Here is a 23,188-nt window from a genome sequence, read left to right as displayed (position 1 = left end):
TCAGACCTCGTACGGCTGGACGACGATGAAGTTGCCGGGAGCGCCCCGGAACTGCAGGTTGACGCTCTCCCCGGTGTCGCCCGGGTAGGCGTTGCGGCGCATCCGGACCTGGCTGGAGACGATCACCTGGGCGGCCGCCGACCAGGCGACCACCGCCTGGCAGTCGGCGAACGTCGTCGGCGTCACCGGCAGCACGACGGGTGTGCCGTGCGTCTTGACGACGATCGTGCCGGTGCCCTGGAACTGCATCGTGAACAGCGCGCCGCCGGGGATGCCGTGCCCCTCGATCCGCCGGACCTCGTACTGGAGGCTCTCGTCGAAGGCGAGGACGTTCTCCGCGGAGACGCAGATCGCGTCGCCCTGGAGCTCGACGGGGTGCAGGTGGGTGGACTCGTCGGCGAGGAAGACCTGGCCCTGGCCGGTGCAGCGCATCAGCTGCATCTCCTGGCCGGTGGCGTTGCCGACGATCCGTCCGGTGAACCCGGCGCCCTTGTAGTTGAAGTCGACCTTGCCCTGGTAGAGCACCATGCTGCCCTGCCGGGCCAGCACGGGCTGGCCGCCGACGCCGAGGTCGACGCGGATGAGCTTGGAGTTCTGCAGCGTCCAGCGCTGCCCGGTGGGCGTCTCCTTGAACGCCTGGAGCGCGGCCGTCACTCCGGCGCCGCCCTGGGGGGCGCCCTGGGGGACGCCGTACCCGGCGGCCTGCTGGCCGGGGACCTGGCCGTACGGCGGCTGCTGGCCGAAGCCGGGGGGCACGGGCGCCCCGGGCTGGCCGCCGTGGGAGGGCTGCTGGCCGTAGCCCGGGGGCAGCGGCGCGCTGGGCTGACCGCCGTAGGGCGGCTGCGGCGGCTGGCCGTACGGCGCGGGGGCCGGGGCCGGGGGCGGGACGACGCCGCCGGTGGGCGGGGCCAGGGGCGCGATGACCGTCGGCGCGCCGTGCACGTTCGGGGCGGGCGCCGGGGGCGGGGGCGGGGGCGGGGGCGGGGTGCCGCCGGGCGGGGCGAAGCCCTGCGGGGCCGGAGCGGGGGCGGGGGCCGGGGCGGCGGGTGCGCCGAAGGTGGGCGGGGCGGCGGCCTGGGCGGGCGGGGCGAAGCCGGGGGCGGCCGTGGACTGCGGCTGCGGCGGGGCGGCAGGCGCCTCCTCCTCCAGCACCTCGCCGCCGAAGTTCTTCAGCAGCGCCTCCAGGCCGCCGTCGAAGCCCTGTCCGACCGCGGCGAACCGCCAGACGTCCTTGAAGTAGAGGTCACCGAGCATCACGGCCCGCTCGGTGGAGAACTCCGAACCGTCGAAGGAGTACCGCGCGACCTCCTCACCGCCGGCCACGATGCGCAGGTATCCGGGGCCGATCTGGGACATCTGCCCGGCGCCGTCGACGGTCGCCGTGAAGGACAGTTTGCGGATGCCGTCGGGGACGCGGTCCAGCGTGACGCGGAACGACTCCGTGTCGCCGGCCTGGGCGCCCAGCAGCTGGATGGACTCCTCCGGGGACTTCGGCTGGTTGAAGAAGACGAAGTACCGGTCGTCCGAGAGGCGCTCGTCGGCGTCCAGACCGAAGCAGCTGATGTCGAAGGTCAGTCCGGGGCCGGCGATCTGCACGCCTACGTACAGATCGGTGCCCGCGGTGAGGTCACTGATCCTGGCCTTGTGGCCGCGTTGGAATTCCCTGGCCATGCGTTACGACCGTCCCCCATCCCGAATGCGAGTGCGTCGCGTCAGGCTAACCGCAGATCTCCGCAAAGGACGCGGCCGGTGCGAGTCGGTACAGAGCCGGTACACAACCGGCCGCACGCCCCGCCGGCGGCCCGGTCACTCGTCGCGCGCGCCGGGCGCGTGGGGCAGCCGGCCGGCCGCCACCACCCCTTCGAGGTAGCCGCGGGCCCGCTCGGTGCGCGGGTAGTTCTCCAGCAGGCGCCAGAAGTCGGCCCCGTGACCGGGCACCAGCAGGTGCGCCAGCTCGTGGCAGAGGACGTAGTCGACGACGTACTCCGGCATCCCCTGCAGCCGGTGGGAGAGGCGGATGCTGCCCTCGGCCGGGGTGCACGAGCCCCAGCGGGTGTTCTGGTTGGTGACCCAGCGGACGGACGCGGGGCGCGCCCGGCCGTCGAAGTACTGGGCCGACAGCCGCTCGGCGCGCCCGGTCAGCTCGGCGTCGCCCAGCACCCGTCTGCTCTCCTGGGCGGCGAGCTTGTCGAGCATGAGGGTCACCCAGCGCCGCTCCTCCGCCTCCGACATCCTGGCGGGGATCAGCACGACGGTGCGGTCGCCCTCGCGGTAGGCGGAGACCGTCCGGCGGCGCCGGGTGCTCCTGCGCACCTCGATCGGGCTCGCCCCCGAGCCGCTCGGCGGCTGGTTCGTCATGCCGCGCTGCGGTTGTCCGGCGCGGTGCAGGGGGTCGGCGGGCACGCCCCGACGTTACCCGCTGGGCCGGGCCGAAGTCCCGGCACCGGGACGCCCGGCCGCGGATACCCCTCCGTGTGTCTGATTTGTACGACCGATATGCCCGACTGGTGCCGCCGATTCGTACGACGAACACCCCCAGCCTGTGGACAACCGCGGGCACGCCTCCGGCACGGCCCTGCATGCTTGGCGAGGTCGGCGGAGCACGACCGGCTCCACCGGCCTCGGGACGTTTGCCCACCCGGGGGGCAATTCAGGAGAATGCGACGGACACGGGGGCTGTCATGCATCCGATGGTGAAACCCGCGCTGCGGCGCGGCTGGCGCGACCTCAACACGGTGCAGTTCGGGATGACCCCGGCGCACGCGATGACACTGGGACCGATGGACACGGCGACCGGCAGCTTCCTGGACCTGCTCAACGGCACCCGCGGCCTGCCTCTGCTGCGGGACGAGGGCCGGCGCATGGACCTGCCGGACGGCCAGGTCGACACGCTGCTCGCGCGGCTGGGCCGCGCGGGCCTGCTCGACGACACACGCGGCGGCGGACCGGCCGCCGACGCCCTGCGAGAGAGGACGGACGTCATGGAGCGGCTGCGCCCCGACCTCGCCTCGCTGTCCCTGACCACGCCCGAACCGGGCGGCGCGCTCGGCCGGCTCGCCGCCCGCGGCTCGCTGCGCGTGCAGGTGCGGGGCGCGGGGCGGGTCGGCGCCCTGCTGGCTTCCGTGCTGTCCGGGGCCGGGGTCGGAGAGGTCGACGTGCGCGACGTGGGGCGGGTCGAGCCGTGGGACGTGGCGCCGGGCGGGCTGCCCGCCGACTCGCTGCGTGAACGCCGGCAGGAGGCGGCCCGGGCGGCCGTCCGCCGGGCGGCCCCGGGCCGGCCGGCGCGCCGCACCCGCGCCGGCCGGGCCACGTCCCCCGACGGCGTGGGCGCCGACGATCCCGGCCTCTCCCTGGTGATCATCGCCCCGCGCGACGACGTCGCCGTGCACGCGCCGGACCCGTTCGCCGCCGAGCCGCTCATGGCCTCCGGCACGCCCCATCTGTACGCCGGGGTCGTGGAGGGGACGGGCGTGGTCGGGCCCCTCGTCCTGCCCGGCGCCACGGGCTGCGCGGGCTGCCTGCACCAGGAGCGCACGGACCACGACCCGGCCTGGCCCCGGCTGGTCGCCCAGTGGCGTTCCGGCGACGCCCGCCGGGTGGGAGCCTGTGATCTGGCTCTCGCCACGGCCGTCGCCGGACTGGCCGCGGCCCATGCCACGGCCTTCCTCGACGGGGAGTGGCCGTCCAGCGCGGGCGCCCGCTGGGAGGCGTCCCTGCCCGGTCTGACCTGGCATTCCCGGCCGGTGGCCGCGCATCCGGCATGCGGCTGCGGGGCGACGGAGAGGGCTGAGGGGGAGCACTCCTCCACGGATGAGGAGCCACGCGGGACAATGGCGGTACCACGGCTGTCGCCGGAGCAACGACGCGAGGCAGTCGCGTTGGGGCCGACTGGGACTTGGAGGGCGCATGTCTGATCTTCCGCGCAAGGCGGTCACCCGAACCGCCAAGCTCGCCGCGCTCCCGCTCGGCTTCGCCGGCCGGGCGACCTGGGGGCTGGGCAAGCGAATCGTGGGCGAGTCCGCGGAGATCGTCGGCAGGGAGCTCCAGCAGCGCACGGCGGAGCAGTTGTTCAAGGTCCTCGGCGAGCTGAAGGGCGGGGCCATGAAGTTCGGGCAGGCGATGTCCGTCTTCGAGTCCGCCCTGCCCGAGGAGATCGCGGGCCCCTACCGTGCGGCGCTGACCAAGCTCCAGGACGCGGCGCCGCCGATGCCCACCCGCACGGTGCACGCGGTGCTCGAGGAGCGGCTGGGCGCCGAGTGGCGGGAGCTGTTCCTGGAGTTCGAGGACAAGCCGGCGGCCGCTGCCTCCATCGGGCAGGTCCACCGAGCGGTGTGGCACGACGGCCGTGAGGTGGCGGTCAAGGTGCAGTACCCGGGCGCGGGCGAGGCCCTGCTGTCCGACCTGAGCCAGCTCAGCCGCTTCGCCCGGCTGCTCGGGCCGCTGATCCCCGGCATGGACATCAAGCCGCTCATCGCGGAGATGCGGGACCGGGTCTCCGAGGAACTGGACTACGCGCTGGAGGCGCAGGCCCAGCAGGCGCACGCGGAGGAGTTCGCGGACGACCCCGACGTGGTGGTCCCGGCGGTGGTCCACCAGTGCGACCAGATCCTGGTCACCGAGTGGATCGACGGGATCCCGCTGTCGGAGGTCATCAACGACGGCACCGAGGAGCAGCGCGACCGGGCCGGCCAGCTCCTGGCCCGCTTCCTCTTCTCCGGCCCGGCCCGCACCGGACTGCTGCACGCCGACCCGCACCCGGGCAACTTCCGCCTGATGCCGGGCGACCCGGACGGCGACGGCGAGTGGCGCCTGGGCGTCCTGGACTTCGGCACGGTCGACCGGCTCCCGGGCGGTCTGCCGGAGCCGATAGGCGTCTCGCTGCGGATGACCCTGGACGGCGAGGCCGAGACGGTCTACGAGCTGCTGTGCTCGGAGGGGTTCGTCAAGGACTCCATAGAGCTGGATCCCGAAGCGGTCCTCGACTACCTGCTGCCGATCATCGAACCGGCCCGGGTCGAGGCGTTCACCTTCACCCGCTCGTGGATGCGCAGCCAGGCGGCCCGCATCGCCGACGTCCGCTCCCCCGCCTACCAGCTCGGCAAGCGGCTCAACCTGCCGCCGGCGTACCTGCTGATCCACCGGGTGACGCTGAGCACCATCGGTGTGCTCTGCCAGCTCGGGGCCACGGTGCGGCTGCGTGACGAGCTGGAGGAGTGGCTTCCCGGCTTCGTCACGGTGGACGAGCTGGACGAGGAGGAGCCGGCGGAGGCGTGACCGCCGCGAACGCGCCGCGGGGGCCGGCCCGTCAGGACGGACCGGCCCCCGCGGTGAAGGCTTCGCCTCCCGTCGCCGGGAGGCCACCACTTCAGATGTGCTGGATCACTGCATGACGGCCATGGCCAGCGCACGGCGAGCGCGCATCGAGGCGCGCTCCGCCCGGCGCTGCATCCGCCGGGCGGTCGCCAGGCGCGCGGCCCGGCGCTCCCGCTCGGCGTCTTGCAGCATGTCGTGCATATGCGCACGAGCCAGGGCTTCTGGGATGAGTTGCATCTCTCGGGTCCTGTTCTGACGCGAGTCGATCGCGCCGGTGGTGGTGAAGTCTGGGGTCGCGGAGCCTGCGGGCTCGCTGGTGGACGGCTTCATCGGGGCCTGCTTCTTGGGGTCGTGCGTGAGGGGACGGTCGATGGTTCCTGCGGCGTTCATGCTGTGACCGGGTTCTTGCGCGGGCGGCCACGCGGCCGCTTGCGGGCGACGACGACACCCTGGACGAACAGCTCGCCACCCCAGACGCCCCAGGGCTCACGCCGCTCCTTCGCCCCGGCCAGGCAGGCCTCCATCAGCGGGCAGGTGCGGCAGAGGGACTTGGCGTACTCGACGTCGGCCGGCGACTCGGCGAAGAAGACCTCGGGGTCGTAGGAACGGCAGGGGACGGGTACGCCGAGGTTCTCGATGGCGTCGTCGAGCGCGGTGAGCGCGGTGAGCGGGATCAAGGTGGAGTCCTCCGTGAGGCCGGGCGGGGGGATCGTTTGTGAAGGCGGTACGGACGGGGCGTGCGCTTCGAGTTGCACGATCAGGTCTTCCTCGTCTGGTCGTTCCGGCCGGTTGACCGGGCGTCGGCTTGGTACCGGGTTCTTTTCCTGTCCCGAGGCCCCTTCGCTCCGTCGTCCCCGTTCGGGGCAAACAGAAGGGCCGCGGATCCCGGGTGGGGTTCCGCGGCCCTGAAGGCGCCGGCCTGATCGGCGATCAGGCTGGATCACTCCAGGGTTCTGGCCCACGGAAGGCCCACATCAGGTGGTTCTGCGTCGTCTGCTTCCGGAATCCGGCACCGGCCGCCGCAAAGGCATAGGCATGCGCCTGTGCCGCTACCGCTTCCAGTGCCTTCGTCGGTCGCTCATTGCGCTCACGGACGGGAAGGACCGCGAGAGCAGGGGAGGACGCCGGACGGACGGCACGGATGCCGGACAGACCGGTGCCCTGGTTCGAGGCGCCGAGCATGCACGTGGAGACGGCCGAGCGATCGGTCATTTTGGCCGCACTGATGATGGTCTCGATGCTGATCACTGGACTCGCCTCCTCTCGGCGTCTTGGGGGGACCGGGGTGAACCGATCCGCTCGGATACGCAAGTACAACACGGAGTCAGGGCCTCGGAGAAGGCCGCCGCTTCCGTGCCTAGAACCTATGGGGATTCGCGGGGCATGCGCAAACTATTTTTTCGACGAGTTGGCGTCAGTCCCGCACGCCCTCCGTCCCGATCTCCTGGCCCGCGCAGATGGCCAGAACATCGGCTCCGTAGCGCTGCAGCTTGCGGGCGCGGACGCCGGGGATCCGGGAGAGTTCGGCGGGGTCCTCGGGCCGCGCCTCGGCGATGGCCATCAGGGTGCGGTCGGTGAAGACGCAGAAGTCCGGCTGCCCGCTGCGCTGCGCCTGGACTGCGCGCCATTCGCGCAGCCGCTCGTAGACGCCCTCGTCCATGTCGGAGGGGCAGTCCTCGCAGCGCATCAGCTTCATCTCGCCGGCGTCGGTGAGGGTGCGGCCGCAGACCCGGCAGCGGGCCACGGTGCGCTGGGTGCGCCGGGGGACGGCCGGGGCGCGCACGGCCGTGCCGCGCTCGATGCCTCCGGCGGCGCCCGCGCCGGTGCGGCCGGCGGTGGCGGCGCTTCCGGGGCGCAGGCCGTCGAGGAAGCGGCTGGGCCTGCGGTTGGGCCGTCCGCCCGGTGCCCGGGACAGGGACCAGGAGAGGTGGAGGCGCTCCCGGGCGCGGGTCACGCCGACGTAGAGGAGGCGGCGCTCCTCCTCGATCTGCTCGTCGGTCCTGGCGTAGGTGATCGGCACCATGCCCTCGGCGACGCCGACGAGGAAGACCACGTCCCACTCCAGGCCCTTGGCCGCGTGCAGGGAGGCCAGGGTGACGCCCTGGACGGTGGGGGCGTGCTGGGCGCCGGCCCGCTCGTCGAGTTCGGCGACGAAGTCCCCGAGGGTGGCGCCGGGGCGGGCGGCGGAGAAGTCGTGGGCGAGGTTGACCAGGGCGGCCAGCGACTCCCAGCGTTCGCGGACGGCGCCGGAGCCGGCCGGGGGCATGGTGGTCCAGCCCTCTCCGGAGAGGACGGCGCGCACCTGTGAGGGCAGGTCGACGGCGTCGTCCAGCAGGGAGTCGTTGCCGCCGAAGCGGGCCGCGCCGCGCAGGGCGACCCCCGCCTTGCGCACCTCGGGCCGGTCGAAGAAGCGTTCCGCGCCGCGCAGCTGGTAGGGGACGCCGGCGTCGGCCAGGGCCTGCTCGTAGGTCTCGGACTGGGAGTTCGTACGGAACAGGACGGCGATCTCGGAGGCTGGGACGCCGGCGTCGATGAGCTCGCGGATGCGGCGGGCGGCGCCCTCGGCCTCGGCGGGTTCGTCGGTGTACTCGGCGTAGACGGGTTCGGGGCCGGGGGCGCGCTGGGAGACGAGTTCCAGCCGGTGATCGGCGGCGCGGCCGCGGGCCTGGCTGAGCAGGCCGTTGGCGAGGTGCACGACCTGCGGGGTGGAGCGGTAGTCGCGGATCAGCTTGACGACGGTGGCGCGGGGATGCCGGGAGCGGAAGTCGATGAGGTGGTCGGGCGTTGCTCCGGTGAACGAGTAGATCGTCTGGCTGGCGTCGCCGACGACGCAGAGGTTCTCGCGGTCGCCGAGCCACAGCTCCAGAAGGCGCTGCTGCAGGGGGCTGACGTCCTGGTACTCGTCGACGACGAAGTGCTGGTACTGGGCGCGGACCTGTTCGGCGATGTCCTGCCGGTCCTGGAGGACGGCGACGGTCAGCAGCAGGACGTCCTCGAAGTCGATGACGGCGCGGTCCCGCTTGAGGTTCTCGTAGGCGGCGTAGACGTGGGCGATCTCCGCCGGGTCGCGCGGGGCTTCCCGGCCGGCCTTCGCAGCCGCGTACGCGTAGTCGGCCGGGACGGTCTGGGTGACCTTGGACCACTCGATCTCGCCGGTGACGTCCCGCAGCTCGCCCCGGTCGAGGCGGAGGTTGCACGCGGCGGCCGCGTCGGCGACGAGCTGGATCTTGCGGTCCACCAGCCTGGGCATGGAACCGCCGACGGCTTTCGGCCAGAAGTACTGCAGCTGCCGCAGCGCGGCGGAGTGGAAGGTGCGGGCCTGGACGCCCTGGGCCCCGAGCTGGCGCAGGCGCCCGCGCATCTCTCCGGCGGCGCGGTTGGTGAAGGTGACGGCGAGCACGCTGGACGGCTGGAGGATGCCCGCCCGGACGCCGTAGGCGATGCGGTGGGTGATCGCCCGGGTCTTGCCGGTGCCCGCTCCGGCCAGGACGCACACCGGTCCGTGCAGGGCGGTGGCCACCTCGCGCTGCTCGGGGTCGAGCCCGTCGAGCACCGCGTCGGCCGTGCCCGGTACCTGCGGGAAAAGGGTGGAGTGCGTTGCTGGTGTCACATGGCCATGCTGCCAGGTCGCCCGGGACCACTGTGCCGGTTGTCCACAGGCGGGGGCCCGCGGTCGTACTTATGCGGCGGGCGTCACGGACGGAGGCGGTCCGGCGGGGGCGGCGCCGTCCGGGCCGGTGCGAAGGGGGGCGGGGAATGCCCGCCCCGCCCGCCGCGTTCACTCCCTGGACGACCTTCCCCGAGCTGCCTGAGGAGCGCGAGACATGCAGGGCACTGTGACGATGTACAGCACGACTTGGTGTGGCTACTGCCGTCGACTGAAGAGCCAGCTGGACCGCGAGGGCATCGCGTACACCGAGATCAACATCGAGCAGGACCCGGAGTCCGCGGCCTTCGTGGAGAAGGCGAACGGCGGAAACCAGACGGTCCCGACCGTCCGCGTGGTCCCCACCGCCGGTGGCAACGAGGTCGTGATGACGAACCCGAGCCTGGCCCAGGTGAAGCAGGCCCTCACCGCCTGACCCTTCCCCGCCGCACGACCCCCGACGGCCTCTACGGCCGGTCGGGGGTTCTGTGTGCCCGCGCGGGTTCTGTGTGCCCGCGCGCCTCGCGCACCGGATTGTCGGACCCTGCGGCTACCGTGCGCGGCATGGACATGAATGACCCGCAGGACGTGGCAGCGGCGTTCTGGGCACAGTTGCTCGGCGTCACGATCAGCGAGGACCCGCCCCCGCCCGACTCTCCGCTCGGCCGCGTCCGGCGGTTCGCCGCTGAGCACGGATACGACGCGCTCAGGGACGAGCACTTCGAAGCCGCGAGGCAGGGGCGCCCCCTGCTTCCCTGAGACGGCGCGACCCCGCCCGCCCCGACGGGCCGGCGGGGTCGCGGACGGTGGACCGTCCCGCGTCCTAGACGACGCTGCGCGTCGGCAGCGGCTTGCCGTACCACATCTCGATCAGGCGGGCGGCGATGGAGATGCCGTAGGGCGGCAGCACCTCGCCGGTCTCGAAGGCCGTGCACAGGTCCTCGCGGGAGAACCAGCGGGCCTCGTGGATCTCGTCGCCGTCGACGGTGATGTCGGTGGAGGTGGCGCGGGCCATGAAGCCGAGCATGAGGCTGGACGGGAAGGGCCAGGGCTGGCTGGCCACGTACTCGACCGGGCCGACGACGACGCCCGCCTCCTCGAAGACCTCGCGGCGCACGGCCTGCTCGATGGACTCACCGGGCTCGACGAAACCGGCGAGCGTGGAGAAGCGGCCCTCGGGCCAGTGGACCTGCCGGCCGAGCAGGATCCGGTCGTCCTCGTCGGTGACGGTCATGATCACCGCCGGGTCGGTGCGCGGGTAGTGCTCGGCGCCGCAGGCCTGGCAGCGGCGGATGTGGCCGGCGGCGGCGATGACCGTGCGCTCGCCGCAGCGGGAGCAGAAGCGGTGGGTGCGCTGCCAGTTCTCCAGGCCGACGGCGTGCACCATGAGGCCCGCGTCCCGCGGCGACAGCAGCAGTCCGGCCTCGCGCAGGCCCGCCGGGCGCGCGGACTGGTCGATGCGGCCGGGCAGGGAGTCCTTCTGGAGCGCGAAGTAGCTGACGCCCTCCTCGTCGTTGCCGAGGAAGTAGCGGTGGGCTTCGGTGAGCGGCGCCTCGAAGGACGGGGTCATGACGAGCTCGGTACGGCCGTCGGGAGTCTCGTCGATGAGGACCTGGCCGCCGGAGACCACGAAGCAGCGGGTCGTGGGGTGGCTCCACGCCGCCGCGAGCCAGGCCTCGTCGAGCCGGTGGTGGGCGGCGCGGTCGATGCCGCTCGGGGCGGTCAGTGAGATGGGGCGGTCGGCGGTCTGGTCGGTCCAGGTGGTCACGGGTGCTTCCAACTCCCCCAGTGCAAAGTGCAACGGTTCGTTTCGGCGGGTGGTTCGGCGGACTCAGGGCGGGAGCGCACCGGGCGGGCGGGGCGTGCGGGCGGTTCCTCCAGTGTGCCCCGTGCGCGGTCCCGTCCCGTACGGCGGTTGCCGGTCAGGTGGCGTGCCGCCAGTTCTCGGCGAGGTCGCCCCACAGGTAGGCGCTGGTCTCGACGCCCTTGAGGAGGAGATCCAGCTCGACCTTCTCGTTGGGGGCGTGCCAGCCGTCGGAGGGGACGGAGATGCCGAGGAAGAGGACGGGTGCGCCGAGAACCTCCTGGAGGTCGGCGGCGGGTCCGGAGCCGCCCTCGCGGGTGTAGCGGACGGGCCCCTCGAAGGCCCGGCTCATGGCGCGGACCACGGACTGCAGCGCGGGGTGGTCGAGCGGTGTCAGGCACGGGCGGGTGGCGGCGCCGAACTCGATCTCCTGCCGGATGCCGGCGGGCACCCGCTCGGCGGCCCAGGCGCGGACGGCCTTCTCGATGTGGTCGGGGTCCTGGCCCGCGACCAGGCGGAAGGAGAGCTTCAGCGTGGCGGAGGACGGGATGATCGTCTTGCTGCCGGGGCCCTGGTAGCCGCCGCCGATGCCGTTGACCTCCGCGGTCGGGCGGGCCCAGACGCGCTCCAGGGTGGTGTGCCCGGCCTCGCCGTGGGTCGCGCGCGACCTGGCGGTGCGCAGCCACCGCTCCTCGTCGAAGGGGAGCTGGGCGAACAGTTCGCGCTCGCGGTCGGTCAGCTCGACGACGCCGTCGTAGAAGCCGGGGACGGCCACGCGCGCGTGCTCGTCGTGCAGGGCGGCGACCAGGCGGGCCGCGGCGGTGGCCGGGTTGGGCACGGCACCGCCGAAGGAGCCGGAGTGGATGTCCTGGTCGGGGCCGTACAGACGGATCTCGCACTCGGCGAGGCCGCGCATGCCGGTGCAGACGGTCGGGGTGTCCTCGGACCACATGCCGGTGTCGGAGACGATGACGGCGTCCGCGGCGAGCCGGCCGGCGCGCTCTTCCACCAGGGCGCGGAAGTGCGGTGAGCCGGACTCCTCCTCGCCCTCGATCAGGAGCTTCAGGTTGACCGCGGGTGCGGTGCGGCCGGTGGCGGCGAGGTGGGCACGGACCCCGAGTGTGTGGAAGAACACCTGGCCCTTGTCGTCGGCGGCCCCGCGCGCGTGAAGGCGGTTGCCGCGGACGACGGGCTCGAAGGGCTCGCTGTCCCAGCCGTCCTCGAGGGCGGCGGGCTGCACGTCGTGGTGGCCGTAGACGAGCACGGTGGGTGCCTGGGGGTCGCCGGAGGGCCATTCGGCGAAGACGGCCGGGGCGCCCGGGGTCGGCCAGACCTCGGCGGTCGGGAAGCCGGTCTCGGCCAGCTTCGCGGCGAGCCAGTCGGCGCTGCGCCGTACATCGGGTGCGTGGTCGGGCTGGGCCGACACGGAGGGGATGCGCAGCCATGCGGTGAGGTCGTCGAGGAAGGCTGCGCGGTGCTCTTCGATGTACGTGCGGACGGCGCTGTCCGGGGTCTGGCTCATGCTCACGAGCCTATCGGCCCGCAGGGGCATCCTCGGCGGGCTGTTCGTCACACTCGGGAGCCCCCGGCAGCCTCTCGCGGGTGGTCCGGGTGATCGTCGGTGAGCAGCCGCTCCAGGGCGGCACGGTCCGGCAGGGCCTCGGGGCGTACGACCTCACCGGTGCGCACGTACAGGAAGGCGGCCGTGACCGACTCGGGCGGTACGCCCTGCTGTTCGGCCCAGGCCAGCCGGTACACGGCGAGCTGGAGCGGGTCGGCGGTGTGGGCGCGGTTGGTCTTCCAGTCGACGATCTCGTAGGTCACGCGGTCGTCGTCGCCGCTTCGGTAGACGGCGTCGATGCGGCCGCGCACGACCCGGCCGGCGAGGGTGAGCTGGAAGGGCGCCTCGATCCGGTAGGGGGTGCGGTGGGCGTACTCGGTGTTCTCGAAGGCCTCCTTGAGGGCCTCGAGGTCGTGCTCGTCGGCGATCTCCGCCTCGACGCCGGGCAGCTCGTCCGGCTCGAGCATGGGCAGGGTGAGTTCCTCGAAGCGGGCTTCGACCCAGGCGTGGAAGCGGGTGCCCCGGCGTGCGGCGGGTCGCGGGGGGCGCGGCATGGGACGGGCGAGTTCCTGCGCGAGTCCGTCGGGGTCCTGGGCGAGGAGCATCAGCTGGGACGCGGTGAGGGTGGCCGGCAGGGGGACGTCGGTGGTGCCGCGGCGGGCGCGCAGCAGCTCTCCGGTGAGCGCGTCGAGGTCGCGGTCCCAGGAGGCGATGGCGCGGGCCTCCTCGGGTGTGACGCGGGTCTCGTCCGGGGTGCGGGGCGCCGGGTGCGCCGGGGCGTGCCCGCGGCGGCGGGCCCGCTCGTCGGGGGCGGGCGCCTGGTGGGGCACGGCCGGCCGCTCGGCGGTCCAGGCGCCCCAGCCGCCGGGCTCCCGCGGGGCGGGGGCGTGCTCGCCGTACGCGGACCGCGCCTCGTAGGGCACACCGTCATAGGAGTGCTCGTCGTACGGGTCCTCACCGTCGGGGTCTTCGCCGTAGGGATGCTCGCCGTAAGGGTCCTCGCCGTACGGGTCGTCGTCGTACGGGAAGTCCTCCTCGTGCGGGAAGTCCTCCTCGGCCGGGAAGTCCTCGTCGTCCGGCGGGGTCGGCCAGTCCGGGTCGCCGGGGGCGCCGGGGTCGTGGTCGGCGTGGAGCCGGACGGCCAGGGCGTCCAGGTGGGCGCGGACCGTCCCGGCGGCCGCGCGGCGCCGCGCCAGGGCGGTGTCGTCCAGCGGCAGCGGCCACGCGTGGTCGGCGCCGGCCGTGTGCAGGGCCGGGTTCTCCTCGTCCTCGGCGGGTTCGTCGGCCCAGGCCTCGATCTCGCCGTGGCCCGCGGCGCAGTGGTCGTGGAGGGCCTGGAGGAAGTCGGAGGGCCCGCGCGGCTTCTTCTGGCTGGGGCCCCACCAGTGTCCGGAGCCGAGGAGCAGGGAGCGGGGGCGGGTGAAGGTGACGTAGCCGAGGCGAAGTTCCTCGGTGCGCTGGTGCTCCTTCATGGCCTCGTGGAAGGCCTTCATGCCCCGGGAGTCCCAGGAGCCGATGTCGGGCAGGGTGTCGGCGTCGCCGCGCAGGGCGTGCGGCAGCACCTTCGCCTGCGCGGTCCACTTCTCGCGGCCCTGGGCGCTGGGGAAGGTGCCGGTGACCAGTCCGGGGACGGCCACGACGTCCCACTCCAGGCCCTTGGACTTGTGCGCGGTGAGGACCTTCACGGTGTTCTCGCCGCCGGGCAGGGCGTTGTCGAGGCCCTTCTCGTACTGGGCGGCGGTGCGCAGGAAGCCGAGGAAGGCCAGCAGGGTGGCCTCGCCGTCGCCGGCCGCGAAGGAGGCGGCGACGTCGAGGAAGTTGGACAGGGTCTCGCGGCGGCGCGCGGCGAGCGCGTGCGGGGACGCGGAGAGCTCCACCTCGAGGCCGGTGACGGCGAGGACGCGGTGCAGGACGTCAAGGAGCGGGTCGGCCAGGGAGCGGCGCAGATCACGAAGCTCCCTGGCGAGGTAGGCGAAGCGCACGCGCGCTTCCGGGGAGAACGGCAGTGCGTCGTCGTCCCGCTCGTCCTCGCGCAGGGGTGACTCAAGGAACGTGTCCAGGGCGTCCGCGAGCGATATCACCTCCGAGGGGTCGGTCCCCTCGACGGCCTGGGCGAGCCTGCGGTCGGGGTCGTCGGTGCCGTCCGCCCGCGCGTGGGCGACCAGCAGTCGGGCGCGGCGGCCGAGGAGGGCGAGGTCGCGGGGGCCGATGCGCCAGCGCGGGCCGGTGAGCAGGCGGACGAGGGAGGCGTTGGCGCCGGGGTCCTGGAGGACTTCGCAGACGGCGACGAGGTCGGCGATCTCGGGCAGGTGCAGCAGCCCGGAGAGGCCGACGACCTCGACGGGGATGTCACGGGCGACGAGCGCGCCCTGGATCTCGGCGAAGTCGGTCGCCGTGCGGCACAGCACGGCGATCTCGCCGGGCGCCCTGCCGGTGCGGACGAGGTGGGCGATGGAGTCGGCGATCCATTCGGTCTCCTCGGCGTGGGTGCGCAGCAGGGCGCAGCGGACCGTGCCGTCGTGCTCGGCGCCGGGGGCCGGGCGGAGGGCCTCCACGCCCGCGTGCATGGCGCGCAGCGGCTCGGCGAGGCGGTTGGCGAGGTCGAGGAGGCGGCCCCCGCTGCGGCGGTTCTCGCTGAGCGCCTGGCGGGTGGCGGGCCGGCCGTCGTCGCGGGCGAAGTGCTCGGGGAAGTCGTCGAGGTTGGCGACGGAGGCGCCGCGCCAGCCGTAGATGGCCTGGCAGGGGTCGCCGACGGCGGTCACGGGATGGCCGGTGCCGCCGCCGAACAGGCCCGACAGCAGGACGCGCTGGGCGACGGAGGTGTCCTGGTACTCGTCGAGGAGCACGACGCGGAACTCCTCGCGCAGCAGGCGGCCCACCTCGGGGATGCCGGCGAGGCGGGCGGACAGCGCGATCTGGTCGCCGAAGTCGAGCAGGTCGCGTTCGCGCTTGGCGGCCCGGTAGCGCAGGACGAGGCCGGCGAGTTCGCGGCGGGCGGCCGCGGTCTCGGGGACCTTGCGCAGGTCGGCGTTGGTGAGTCTGGCGCCGGCCAGGGTGTGCAGCAGGCCGGCGTCCCAGGCGCGCAGCTCCTCGGGGTCGACGAGGTGTTCGGCGAGCTCGGAGTCGAGGGTGAGCAGGTCGCTGACGAGGTCGGCGAAGGAGCGGGTGAGCGCGGGGTAGGGGCCGGGCGCCTCGCGCAGCACGCGCGCGGCGAGCTGGTAGCGGGTGGCGTCGGCGAGCAGCCGTGAGGTGGGTTCCAGCCCGAGGCGCAGGCCGTGGTCGGTCAGCAGCCGGCCGGCGAAGGCGTGGTAGGTCGAGATGACCGGCTCGCCCGGCGGGTTGCCGTTGTCCGCCCCGGCGGGGCCGGCCGGCGAGGGGTGCCCGCCGGGCGGCGGGAGGGCGTCGGGGTCGGTGACACCGGCCTTGATCAGCGCCGTGCGGACTCGTTCGGCGAGTTCTCCCGCGGCCTTGTTGGTGAAGGTCAGGCCGAGCACCTGTTCCGAGGCGACCTGGCCGGTGCCGACCAGCCAGACCACGCGGGCCGCCATCACCGTGGTCTTGCCCGAGCCGGCTCCGGCCACGATCACCTGCGGGGCGGGCGGCGCGGTGATGCAGGCCGTCTGCTCCGGGGTGAACGGGATGCCGAGGAGCTCCTTGAGCTGCTCGGGGTCGGTGATACGGGCGGGCATGTCGTCAGAGGCTAGCGGCGAGCACTGACAACCGGCGCACGCGGACCGCGCTGACGGGAAGAACCGCAGCTCAGCGCGTAGGGTGCCGTACGTCACGGTGCCTGGGGGCAGGTCATTCGACCACGTGCCGCCCCTCCGGCCGGGCGCTGCACGAGGCGCGGAACGCGCAGTGGGCGCAGTGCTGGCCGGCGGTCGGCGTGAAGCGTTCGTCGAGGACCTTCCCGGCGGCGGTGGCCAGCAGCTCGCCGACCCACTCCCCCGCAGGCGGCTCCTGGGTCTGCACCTTGGGCAGGTTCTCCCCGCCGTCGCGTACGGCGGCACCCTGCCGCAGGTGGACCAGTTCGGCGCCGCCGGCCTCGGGGCGCGCGCCGTCGAAGGCGGCGTCGGCGGCGCCCTCGCGCACGGCGAGCTGGTAGACGGCGAGCTGGGGGTGGCGGGCCACCTCGGCAGAGCTGGGCGCCTGCTTGCCGGTCTTGAAGTCCACGACGTAGGCGCGGCCCTCGCCGTCCGCCTCGACCCGGTCCATCTGGCCGCGGATGCGCACCCGGTAGTCGCCCGCGGCGAGGGTGACGTCGAAGTCCTGCTCGCTGGCCACCGGGGTGCGGCCGGTGCGGTCCAGGACGTGCCAGTTCAGGAAGCGTTCGAGAGCCGCGCGCGCGTTGTCCTTCTCCTGGGCCGACTTCCAGGGCGCGTCGAAGGCGAGCGCGTTCCACACCGAGTCCAGGCGTTCCATCAGGACGTCGAGGTCGGCCGGGCTGCGGCCGGAGGCGACCTCGTCGGCGAGGACGTGGACGACGTTGCCGAAGCCCTGGGCGGCGGTGGCGGGCGCGTCGGCCTTCACCTCGCGGCCCAGGAACCACTGCAGGGCGCAGGTGTTGGCGAGCTGGTCGAGAGCGCTGCCGGAGAGCACGACGGGCTGGTCGCGGTCGCGCAGCGGCACCTTGCTCTCGGTCGGCTCGTACATGCCCCACCAGCGGTCGGGGTGGGCGGACGGCACCAGGGGCCGGCCGTCCTCGTCGGTGAGGGCGGCGAGCCTGGCCAGGCGCCGCGCCGCCGCTTCGCGCAGCGCGTCGGACGCCTGCGGGTCGACGGTGGTGGCGCGCAGTTCGGCGACGAGCGCGGCCACGGACAGCGGCCGGCGCGGACGGCCGGTGACGTCCCGAGGTTCGACGCCCAGCTCGGTCAGGAAGCGGGAGGGCTGGTCGCCGTCGTCGGCCGGCGCCTTCACGGCGGTGACGACGAGGCGTTCACGCGCGCGCGTGGCGGCCACGTAGAACAGGCGGCGTTCCTCGGCGAGGAGCGCGCCCGGGGTGAGCGGTTCGGCGAGTCCGTCACGGCCGATGCGGTCGGCCTCCAGCAGGGAGCCGCGGCGGCGCAGATCGGGCCACAGTCCCTCCTGGACGCCCGCCACGACGACGAGCCGCCACTCCAGGCCCTTGGCGCGGTGCGCGGTCATCAGGCGGACGGCGTCGGGGCGCACGGCCCGGCGGGTGAGGGTGTCGGCGGCGATGTCCTGGGCCTCGATCTCCTCCAGGAAGTTCAGGGCGCCGCGGCCGCCGACCCGCTCCTCCGCGCGCGCGGCGGTGGCGAACAGCGCGCAGATCGCGTCGAGGTCGCGGTCCGCGTTGCGGCCGGCCGCGCCGCCGCGCCGGGCGGCGCGTTCCAGCCGGCCGGGCCAGGGTGTGCCCTGCCACAGGTCCCACAGCGCCTCCTCGGCCGTGCCGCCGGCGGCGAGGCGCTCGCGGGCGGTGCGCAGCAGCGCGCCGAGGCGCTGGGCCCCGCGCGCGTAGACCGGGTCGTGGGCGACGAGACGCTCGGGTTCGGCGAGCGCCCGCGCGAGCAGCTCGTCGGAGGGCGCCGGCAGCGGGTTCCCGGCGGTCCGTTCCTCCTCGCGCAGGGCGCGTCCGAGACGGCGCAGGTCGGCGGTGTCCATGCCGGCGAGCGGGGAGGCGAGCAGGGTGAGCGCGGTCTCGGCGTCGAGCCAGGAGACGTCGCGCTCCTCGCCTGCCGTTTCCTCCTCCGCGGGCCGTGACTCGGCCGTGGCCACGGCCCTGAGGGCGGTGAGCAGGGGCGCCACCGCGGGCTCGTGGCGCAGCGGCAGGTCGTCGCCGTCGATGTCCAGGGGGACGCCCGCCGCGGTGAGGGCCCGGCGGAGCGTCGGGATGCTCCGGGAGCCGGCGCGCACGAGGACGGCCATGTCGCTCCAGGGGACGCCGTCCTCCAGGTGGGCGCGGCGCAGGATGTCGGCGATGTTGTCCGTCTCGGTGCCGGGCGTCGGGTAGGTGTGGACCTCGACCCGGCCGCCGTCGCGTACGGCCTCGGGCTCCCGGTGGGCGCGCACCTTCTCGGCCGGCAGGCGGGTCAGCGGCATGCGCCGGGTGATCAGGCGGGTGGCGGCCAGCAGGGCGGCGCCGGAGCGGCGGGCGGTGCGCAGCACCTCGACGGGCGCGGGCCGGCCGTCCGCGCGCGGGAAGGCCGCCGGGAAGTCCAGGATGCCGTTCACGTCGGCGCCCCGGAAGGTGTAGATCGACTGGTCCGGGTCGCCGAAGGCGACCAGGGTGCGGCCGCCGCCGGCCAGGGCGTGCAGGAGCCTGACCTGGGCCGGGTCGGTGTCCTGGTACTCGTCCACGTACACGGCGTCGTACCGGGCGGCGAGCCGGGCCGCGGCCTCGGGGCGCTGGGCGAGCAGCACCGCCCGGTGGACGAGTTCGGCGTAGTCGATGACGCCCTGGAGGTCGAGGACGTCGAGGTACTCGGCGAGGAACGCGGCGGCGGCACGCCAGTCGGGGCGTCCGATGCGGCGGGCGAAGGCGTCCAGGGCGCCGGGGCCGAGGCCCAGCTCACGGCTGCGGGCGAGCACGGCCCGGACCTCGTCGGCGAAGCCGCGGGTGGTCAGGCAGGCGCGCAGTTCGTCCGGCCAGCGCACGTGGTCCAGGCCGAGCCGCTCCAGGTCCGGCTGACCGGCGAGCAGCCCGCGGACGGTGACGTCCTGCTCGGGTCCGGAGAGCAGGCGCAGCGGCTCCGCGAACAGGCCGCTGTCCTGGTGGGCGCGGAGCAGGGCGTAGCAGTACGAGTGGAAGGTGGTCGCCCGGGGGGCGCGGGCCGCGCCGATGCGCAGGGCCATGCGGTCGCGCAGGTCGACGGCGGCCCTGCGGCTGAACGTCAGCACCAGGATGCGTTCGGGGTCGGCGCCGCGGGCGATGCGCGCGGCCACGGACTCCACCAGGGTGGTGGTCTTGCCGGTGCCGGGCCCGGCGAGGACGAGCAGCGGCCCGGCGCCGTGGTCAACCACGGCGCGCTGCGCGGCGTCCAGTCGAGGGGGATCAGGCGCGGCGGGCGGGGTGCGGACCAGCCGGTAGGCGCCACTGTTCCCCTGTCGCACCGGTGGGTGCGGCAGACGGCTGGTGGTGGAGGAGGAGCTCACGTGGTTCGCCGGTCCTGGTGGTCGTGCTGGTGGGCGGGCGGTCACGCGTGCGAGGCGGTGGCCGCGGGGTGAGGGGGACACGCGCAGGCGACGCTACGCCGCCGCATCGGACGGAAGTAGGGCTTCCGGTTGTTCCCTCGTGGCTCCAGGGCCCCTCGTGGCCCCGGTGTCACGCGTGTCCCTCATTCCACGAACGTACGTCATGCCACGGACGTCCCTCATGTCCCTCGTACGGGCCACCGATTCCCGTCGGGGGCCCCCGATGGCGGAAGCTGTCAGGTGTGACCGTCCGTGCCCGCGCCGCCGTCCCATCGCGCCCGTCTCATGTCGAGCCGCGGCACATGGCCCTCGGCACTCCTGCCCGCCGCCTTGAGCGGGGTGCCCTCGGCCCGGTAGTGGGCGAGAGCGCGGAGCTCGTGGCCGGGCAGCAGCACGCCGTCGGCACGGACCACGCGCCACCACGGGACGGCGCTGCCGTAGAGGGACATCACCCGGCCGACCTGGCGCGGTCCCCCCTCCTCGAGCCACTCGGCGACATCGCCGTACGTCATGACCCGCCCGGGCGGGATCAGCTCGGCGACCTCGAGGACCCGCTCGGCATAGTCCGGCAGCGCGTCCTCGCACCCGTCACGGGTGTCCTCGGCAGGGCTCCGCTCGCTCATTCGCCCCATCCTGCCGCACCCCACCGACAATGCGGCGCGGAAGGCCGGGGCGGGCCCCTCGCCCTCGGGCGGCGCTTCCGGCAGACTGTCCGACCCCGCATCCGCACCCTGATGCCCGCGAGTGCCGGTGGGGCATGCCACCATCGTGCGGGCGGTGACCGGTGATACGAGACCAAGAAGAGACGATGAAGCAGCAGGGTGTGCACCCCGAAGGCGCGGCGGGCACCCCTGACGCGTCCGCGCGTCCCGAAGCCGCCCCCTCCGGCCGGGAAGCCACCGGCGCGGCGGGCCGGGAGGGCGGCGCCGCTGTGCCCGGGGAGGGCGCGCGCGAGGACGCCACGCGCGCGCGCGGCGACGAGGCGGGAACCGTCGAGGGGACGCCCTCCGGCGGACCGCGGCCGGACAGGGGCCCCGGCGACAGCGCCCACCCGGAGGAGGTGGAGGGCGACGAACCGCTGCTTCCCGCGCGCGTGCACCGTCCCTCCGACCTCATGCGGCTGCTCGTGGGCGTGCTCGCGGTCGTCGTGCTGCTCGCGGTCGCCGCCTTCGCGCACGGCACCACCTCGGGCCTCGAACAGGACATCAACAAGGGCACCGGACAGGCCCCCGACCTGCTGATCAAGATCGCCGGCCTCGCCTCCAGCATCGCCATCCTGCTGGTGCCGGTCGCCTTCGCGATCGAGCGGCTGATCAAACGGGACGGGCTGCGGATCGCCGACGGCGTGCTCGCGGCCGTGCTCGCGCACGGAGTGACCCTCGCCACCGACCTGTGGGTGGCCCGGGCCGCGCCCGACTCCATCCAGGAGGCGCTCACCCAGCCCTCGCCCGGCGACATCCACGCCCTGACCGACCCGGTGCACGGCTACCTCGCGCCCGTCATCGCCTATATGACGGCCGTCGGCATGTCGCGCAGACCCCGGTGGCGCGCGGTGCTGTGGATCGTGCTGCTGCTCGACGCGTTCTCGATGCTCGTCACCGGCTACACGACCCCCTTCTCGATCATCCTGACCGTGCTGATCGGCTGGACCGTCGCCTACGGCACGCTGTACGCGGTCGGCTCGCCGAACGTGCGCCCCACCGGGCGGACCCTGATGGCCGGTCTCCGGCACGTGGGCTTCCACCCGGTCGCCGCGGCCCGCGAGGAGACCGTGGAGTCGGAGAACGGCGACCGCGGCCGGCGCTACTTCGTCACCCTGGAGGACGGCCGGCCGCTGGACGTCACGGTCGTCGACCGGGAGCAGCAGGCCCAGGGCTTCTTCTACCGGGCCTGGCGCAACCTGACCCTGCGCGGCTTCGCCACCCGCTCCAGCCTGCAGTCCCTGCGCCAGGCCCTGGAGCAGGAGGCACTGCTGGCGTACGCGGCGATCGCGGCGGGCGCCAACGCGCCGAAGCTGATCGCCACCTCCGAGCTGGGCCCGGACGCGGTCATGCTCGTCTACGAGCACACCGGCGGGCGCACGCTGGACTCGCTGGCGGACGAGGAGATCACCGACGAGCTGCTGCGCCGCACCTGGCGCCAGGTGCAGGCGCTGCAGTCCCGGCGGATCGCACACCGCAGGCTGGCCGGTGACGCGATCCTGGTGGATCGTTCCGGCAGGGTGATCCTCACCGAGCTGCGCGGCGGCGAGATCGCCGCCGGTGACCTGCTGCTGCGCATGGACGTCGCCCAGCTCGTCACCACGCTCGGCCTGCGGGTGGGCGCCGAGCGGGCGGTGGCCTCGGCCGTCGGCGTGCTCGGTCCGGACGCGGTCGCCGACTGCCTGCCCATGCTGCAGCCCATCGCCCTGACGCGCTCCACCCGCGCGACGCTGCGCCGGCTGGGCCGGGAGCGGGCCCAGCGCGAGCGCGAGGCGGTGCTCGAGGCCTCCCGGCAGGCCAAGCAGGCCCGGCTCGAGGAGGCCTCGGCGACGGCCGGCCCCACGCCCGGGAAGCCCGACAAGAAGACGGTCCGCGCCGAACAGCGGGCCGAGAAGCGGGCCATCGACGAGGCCCTGGACGAGGCCCGCGAGGAGGACCTGCTCACCCAGATCCGGCACGAGGTGCTGCGGATCAGGCCGCAGGCGCCCGTGGAACCGGCCCGCCTGGAGCGGGTGCGGCCGCGCACGCTGATCAGCTTCATCGCCGGCGCGATCGGCGCGTACTACCTGCTGACGCAGCTCACCCACATCGAGTTCGGTCCGCTCATCGCCAACGCCCAGTGGGGCTGGGTGCTGGCGGCGGCGGCCTTCTCCGCGCTCAGCTACGTGGCCGCCGCGATGGCGCTGCTGGGCTTCGTACCGGAGCGGGTGCCGTTGCCGAGGACCGTGGGCGCCCAGGTCGCGGGGTCGTTCGTGAAGATCGTGGCACCGGCGGCGGTCGGCGGGGTGGCGCTCAACACGCGCTTCCTGCAGCGCGCCGGAGTGCGCCCCGGGCTCGCGGTCGCCAGCGTCGGCGCCTCGCAGCTGTTCGGGCTCGGCTGCCACATCCTGATGCTGCTGTCCTTCGGCTACCTGACGGGCACCGAGAAGACGCCGTCGCTCTCGCCGTCCCGGACGGTGATCGCCGGCCTGCTGACGGTGGCGGTGCTGGTGCTGGTGGTGACGTCGGTGCCGTTCCTGCGGAAGTTCGTCGTCACGCGCGTGAGGTCGCTGTTCGCCGGTGTCGTGCCGCGCATGCTCGACGTGCTCCAGCGGCCGCAGAAGCTCGTCACCGGCATCGGCGGCATGCTGCTGCTGACCGCCTGCTTCGTGATGTGCCTGGACGCCTCCATCCGTGCCTTCGGCGACGGGTCGACCTCGCTGAGCATCGCCAGCGTCGCCGTGGTCTTCCTCGCCGGCAACGCGCTCGGCTCCGCCGCGCCCACCCCGGGTGGCGTCGGCGCGGTCGAGGCGAGCCTCACGCTCGGCCTGATCGCCGTCGGCCTCCCCAAGGAGGTCGCCGCACCGGCCGTCCTGCTGTACCGGCTGCTCACGCTGTGGCTGCCGGTGCTGCCCGGCTGGCTCGCCTTCAACCAGCTCACCCGCAAGGGCGCCCTGTAGGCGGGCCCCCGCGGGCCGGGGCCCGCGCTTAGCTCGGACGGCCCGCGTCCCGCGCGCCCCGGCCGCCACGCG

Annotated in this window: 16 protein-coding genes; 5 read left to right on the top strand and 11 right to left on the bottom strand. The window is 74.1% G+C overall.

Annotated features, from left to right (window positions below; genetic code table 11):
• On the bottom strand, positions 1-1,671 hold the full coding sequence (locus ACFQ9Z_RS20225) for a TerD family protein (protein ID WP_383019494.1): 1,671 nt from the start codon (positions 1,669-1,671) through the stop codon (positions 1-3).
• Positions 1,672-1,806: 135 nt separating this feature from the next.
• Positions 1,807-2,403, bottom strand: a complete 597-nt coding sequence (locus ACFQ9Z_RS20220; RefSeq protein ID WP_383019491.1) for a M48 family metallopeptidase — start codon at positions 2,401-2,403, stop codon at positions 1,807-1,809.
• A 278-nt stretch (positions 2,404-2,681) separates the two neighbouring features.
• Here ACFQ9Z_RS20220 and ACFQ9Z_RS20215 point away from each other — a divergent pair, with 278 nt between their 5' ends.
• Entirely contained in the window at positions 2,682-3,914 is a 1,233-nt protein-coding gene (locus ACFQ9Z_RS20215) for a TOMM precursor leader peptide-binding protein (protein WP_383019487.1), read from the top strand.
• Positions 3,907-5,274, top strand: a complete 1,368-nt coding sequence (locus ACFQ9Z_RS20210; RefSeq protein ID WP_383019482.1) for an ABC1 kinase family protein — start codon at positions 3,907-3,909, stop codon at positions 5,272-5,274. The genes ACFQ9Z_RS20215 and ACFQ9Z_RS20210 overlap by 8 nt, the downstream gene beginning before the upstream one ends.
• A gap of 105 nt (positions 5,275-5,379) precedes the next feature.
• Here the strand turns inward: ACFQ9Z_RS20210 and ACFQ9Z_RS20205 are convergent, their stop codons facing one another.
• The 4 genes from ACFQ9Z_RS20205 to ACFQ9Z_RS20190 all read right to left on the bottom strand — a co-directional run bounded on the left by ACFQ9Z_RS20205 (position 5,380) and on the right by ACFQ9Z_RS20190 (position 8,923).
• Positions 5,380-5,703 carry a hypothetical protein gene (locus ACFQ9Z_RS20205; protein ID WP_383019478.1) on the bottom strand — a complete coding sequence of 108 codons (324 nt, stop codon included), beginning with the start codon at positions 5,701-5,703 and terminating at the stop codon, positions 5,380-5,382.
• On the bottom strand, positions 5,700-6,068 hold the full coding sequence (locus ACFQ9Z_RS20200; protein WP_037660091.1) for a WhiB family transcriptional regulator: 369 nt from the start codon (positions 6,066-6,068) through the stop codon (positions 5,700-5,702). Before ACFQ9Z_RS20200 ends, ACFQ9Z_RS20205 begins: the two co-directional genes overlap by 4 nt.
• Before the next feature lie 175 nt (positions 6,069-6,243).
• The gene (locus ACFQ9Z_RS20195; RefSeq protein WP_383019923.1) at positions 6,244-6,525 is read right to left on the bottom strand and encodes a hypothetical protein; all 282 of its coding nucleotides are present in this window, start codon (positions 6,523-6,525) and stop codon (positions 6,244-6,246) included.
• A gap of 202 nt (positions 6,526-6,727) precedes the next feature.
• Positions 6,728-8,923, bottom strand: coding sequence for an ATP-dependent DNA helicase UvrD2 (locus ACFQ9Z_RS20190; RefSeq protein ID WP_383019475.1), 2,196 nt, complete (start codon positions 8,921-8,923; stop codon positions 6,728-6,730).
• Positions 8,924-9,137: 214 nt separating this feature from the next.
• On the opposite strand from ACFQ9Z_RS20190, the gene ACFQ9Z_RS20185 reads away from it, so the two are divergent.
• Entirely contained in the window at positions 9,138-9,395 is a 258-nt protein-coding gene (locus ACFQ9Z_RS20185) for a mycoredoxin (protein ID WP_143627174.1), read from the top strand.
• 128 nt (positions 9,396-9,523) lie between these two features.
• Positions 9,524-9,718, top strand: a complete 195-nt coding sequence (locus tag ACFQ9Z_RS20180) for a hypothetical protein (RefSeq protein WP_383019466.1) — start codon at positions 9,524-9,526, stop codon at positions 9,716-9,718.
• 64 nt (positions 9,719-9,782) lie between these two features.
• Here ACFQ9Z_RS20180 and nudC read toward each other — a convergent pair whose 3' ends face one another.
• From nudC to ACFQ9Z_RS20155, 5 genes are all read right to left on the bottom strand, one after another.
• Entirely contained in the window at positions 9,783-10,727 is a 945-nt protein-coding gene (gene nudC, locus ACFQ9Z_RS20175) for an NAD(+) diphosphatase (RefSeq protein WP_383019463.1), read from the bottom strand.
• 154 nt (positions 10,728-10,881) lie between these two features.
• Entirely contained in the window at positions 10,882-12,285 is a 1,404-nt protein-coding gene (locus ACFQ9Z_RS20170; RefSeq protein WP_383019460.1) for a dipeptidase, read from the bottom strand.
• 47 nt (positions 12,286-12,332) lie between these two features.
• Positions 12,333-16,013: a UvrD-helicase domain-containing protein gene (locus ACFQ9Z_RS20165; protein WP_383019457.1), complete on the bottom strand. Its 3,681-nt coding sequence runs from the start codon at positions 16,011-16,013 to the stop codon at positions 12,333-12,335.
• Between the two features lie 112 nt (positions 16,014-16,125).
• Positions 16,126-19,437, bottom strand: coding sequence for an ATP-dependent helicase (locus ACFQ9Z_RS20160; RefSeq protein WP_383019452.1), 3,312 nt, complete (start codon positions 19,435-19,437; stop codon positions 16,126-16,128).
• A 275-nt stretch (positions 19,438-19,712) separates the two neighbouring features.
• Positions 19,713-20,099, bottom strand: a complete 387-nt coding sequence (locus ACFQ9Z_RS20155; RefSeq protein WP_383019449.1) for an MGMT family protein — start codon at positions 20,097-20,099, stop codon at positions 19,713-19,715.
• 185 nt (positions 20,100-20,284) lie between these two features.
• On the opposite strand from ACFQ9Z_RS20155, the gene ACFQ9Z_RS20150 reads away from it, so the two are divergent.
• Entirely contained in the window at positions 20,285-23,116 is a 2,832-nt protein-coding gene (locus tag ACFQ9Z_RS20150; RefSeq protein ID WP_383019445.1) for a lysylphosphatidylglycerol synthase domain-containing protein, read from the top strand.
• Positions 23,117-23,188 lie beyond the last annotated feature (72 nt).

Origin of the sequence: Streptomyces sp. NPDC056580, assembly GCF_042793175.1 — a bacterium.
In the GTDB taxonomy this organism is placed as follows: Bacteria; Actinomycetota; Actinomycetes; order Streptomycetales; family Streptomycetaceae; genus Streptomyces.
This window is presented reverse-complemented; position numbering and strand designations above follow the sequence as displayed.

Bases quoted from the DNA above. Each gene is read 5' to 3' on its own strand.
- ACFQ9Z_RS20215 (WP_383019487.1), top strand. From the start codon at position 2,682: ATGCATCCGATGGTGAAACCCGCGCTGCGGCGCGGCTGGCGCGACCTC.
- ACFQ9Z_RS20170 (WP_383019460.1), bottom strand. From the start codon at position 12,285: ATGAGCCAGACCCCGGACAGCGCCGTCCGCACGTACATCGAAGAGCAC.
- ACFQ9Z_RS20150 (WP_383019445.1), top strand. From the start codon at position 20,285: ATGAAGCAGCAGGGTGTGCACCCCGAAGGCGCGGCGGGCACCCCTGAC.
- ACFQ9Z_RS20155 (WP_383019449.1), bottom strand. From the start codon at position 20,099: ATGAGCGAGCGGAGCCCTGCCGAGGACACCCGTGACGGGTGCGAGGAC.
- ACFQ9Z_RS20210 (WP_383019482.1), top strand. From the start codon at position 3,907: ATGTCTGATCTTCCGCGCAAGGCGGTCACCCGAACCGCCAAGCTCGCC.
- ACFQ9Z_RS20180 (WP_383019466.1), top strand. From the start codon at position 9,524: ATGGACATGAATGACCCGCAGGACGTGGCAGCGGCGTTCTGGGCACAG.
- ACFQ9Z_RS20205 (WP_383019478.1), bottom strand. From the start codon at position 5,703: ATGAACGCCGCAGGAACCATCGACCGTCCCCTCACGCACGACCCCAAG.
- ACFQ9Z_RS20185 (WP_143627174.1), top strand. From the start codon at position 9,138: ATGCAGGGCACTGTGACGATGTACAGCACGACTTGGTGTGGCTACTGC.
- ACFQ9Z_RS20225 (WP_383019494.1), bottom strand. From the start codon at position 1,671: ATGGCCAGGGAATTCCAACGCGGCCACAAGGCCAGGATCAGTGACCTC.
- ACFQ9Z_RS20165 (WP_383019457.1), bottom strand. From the start codon at position 16,013: ATGCCCGCCCGTATCACCGACCCCGAGCAGCTCAAGGAGCTCCTCGGC.
- ACFQ9Z_RS20195 (WP_383019923.1), bottom strand. From the start codon at position 6,525: ATGACCGATCGCTCGGCCGTCTCCACGTGCATGCTCGGCGCCTCGAAC.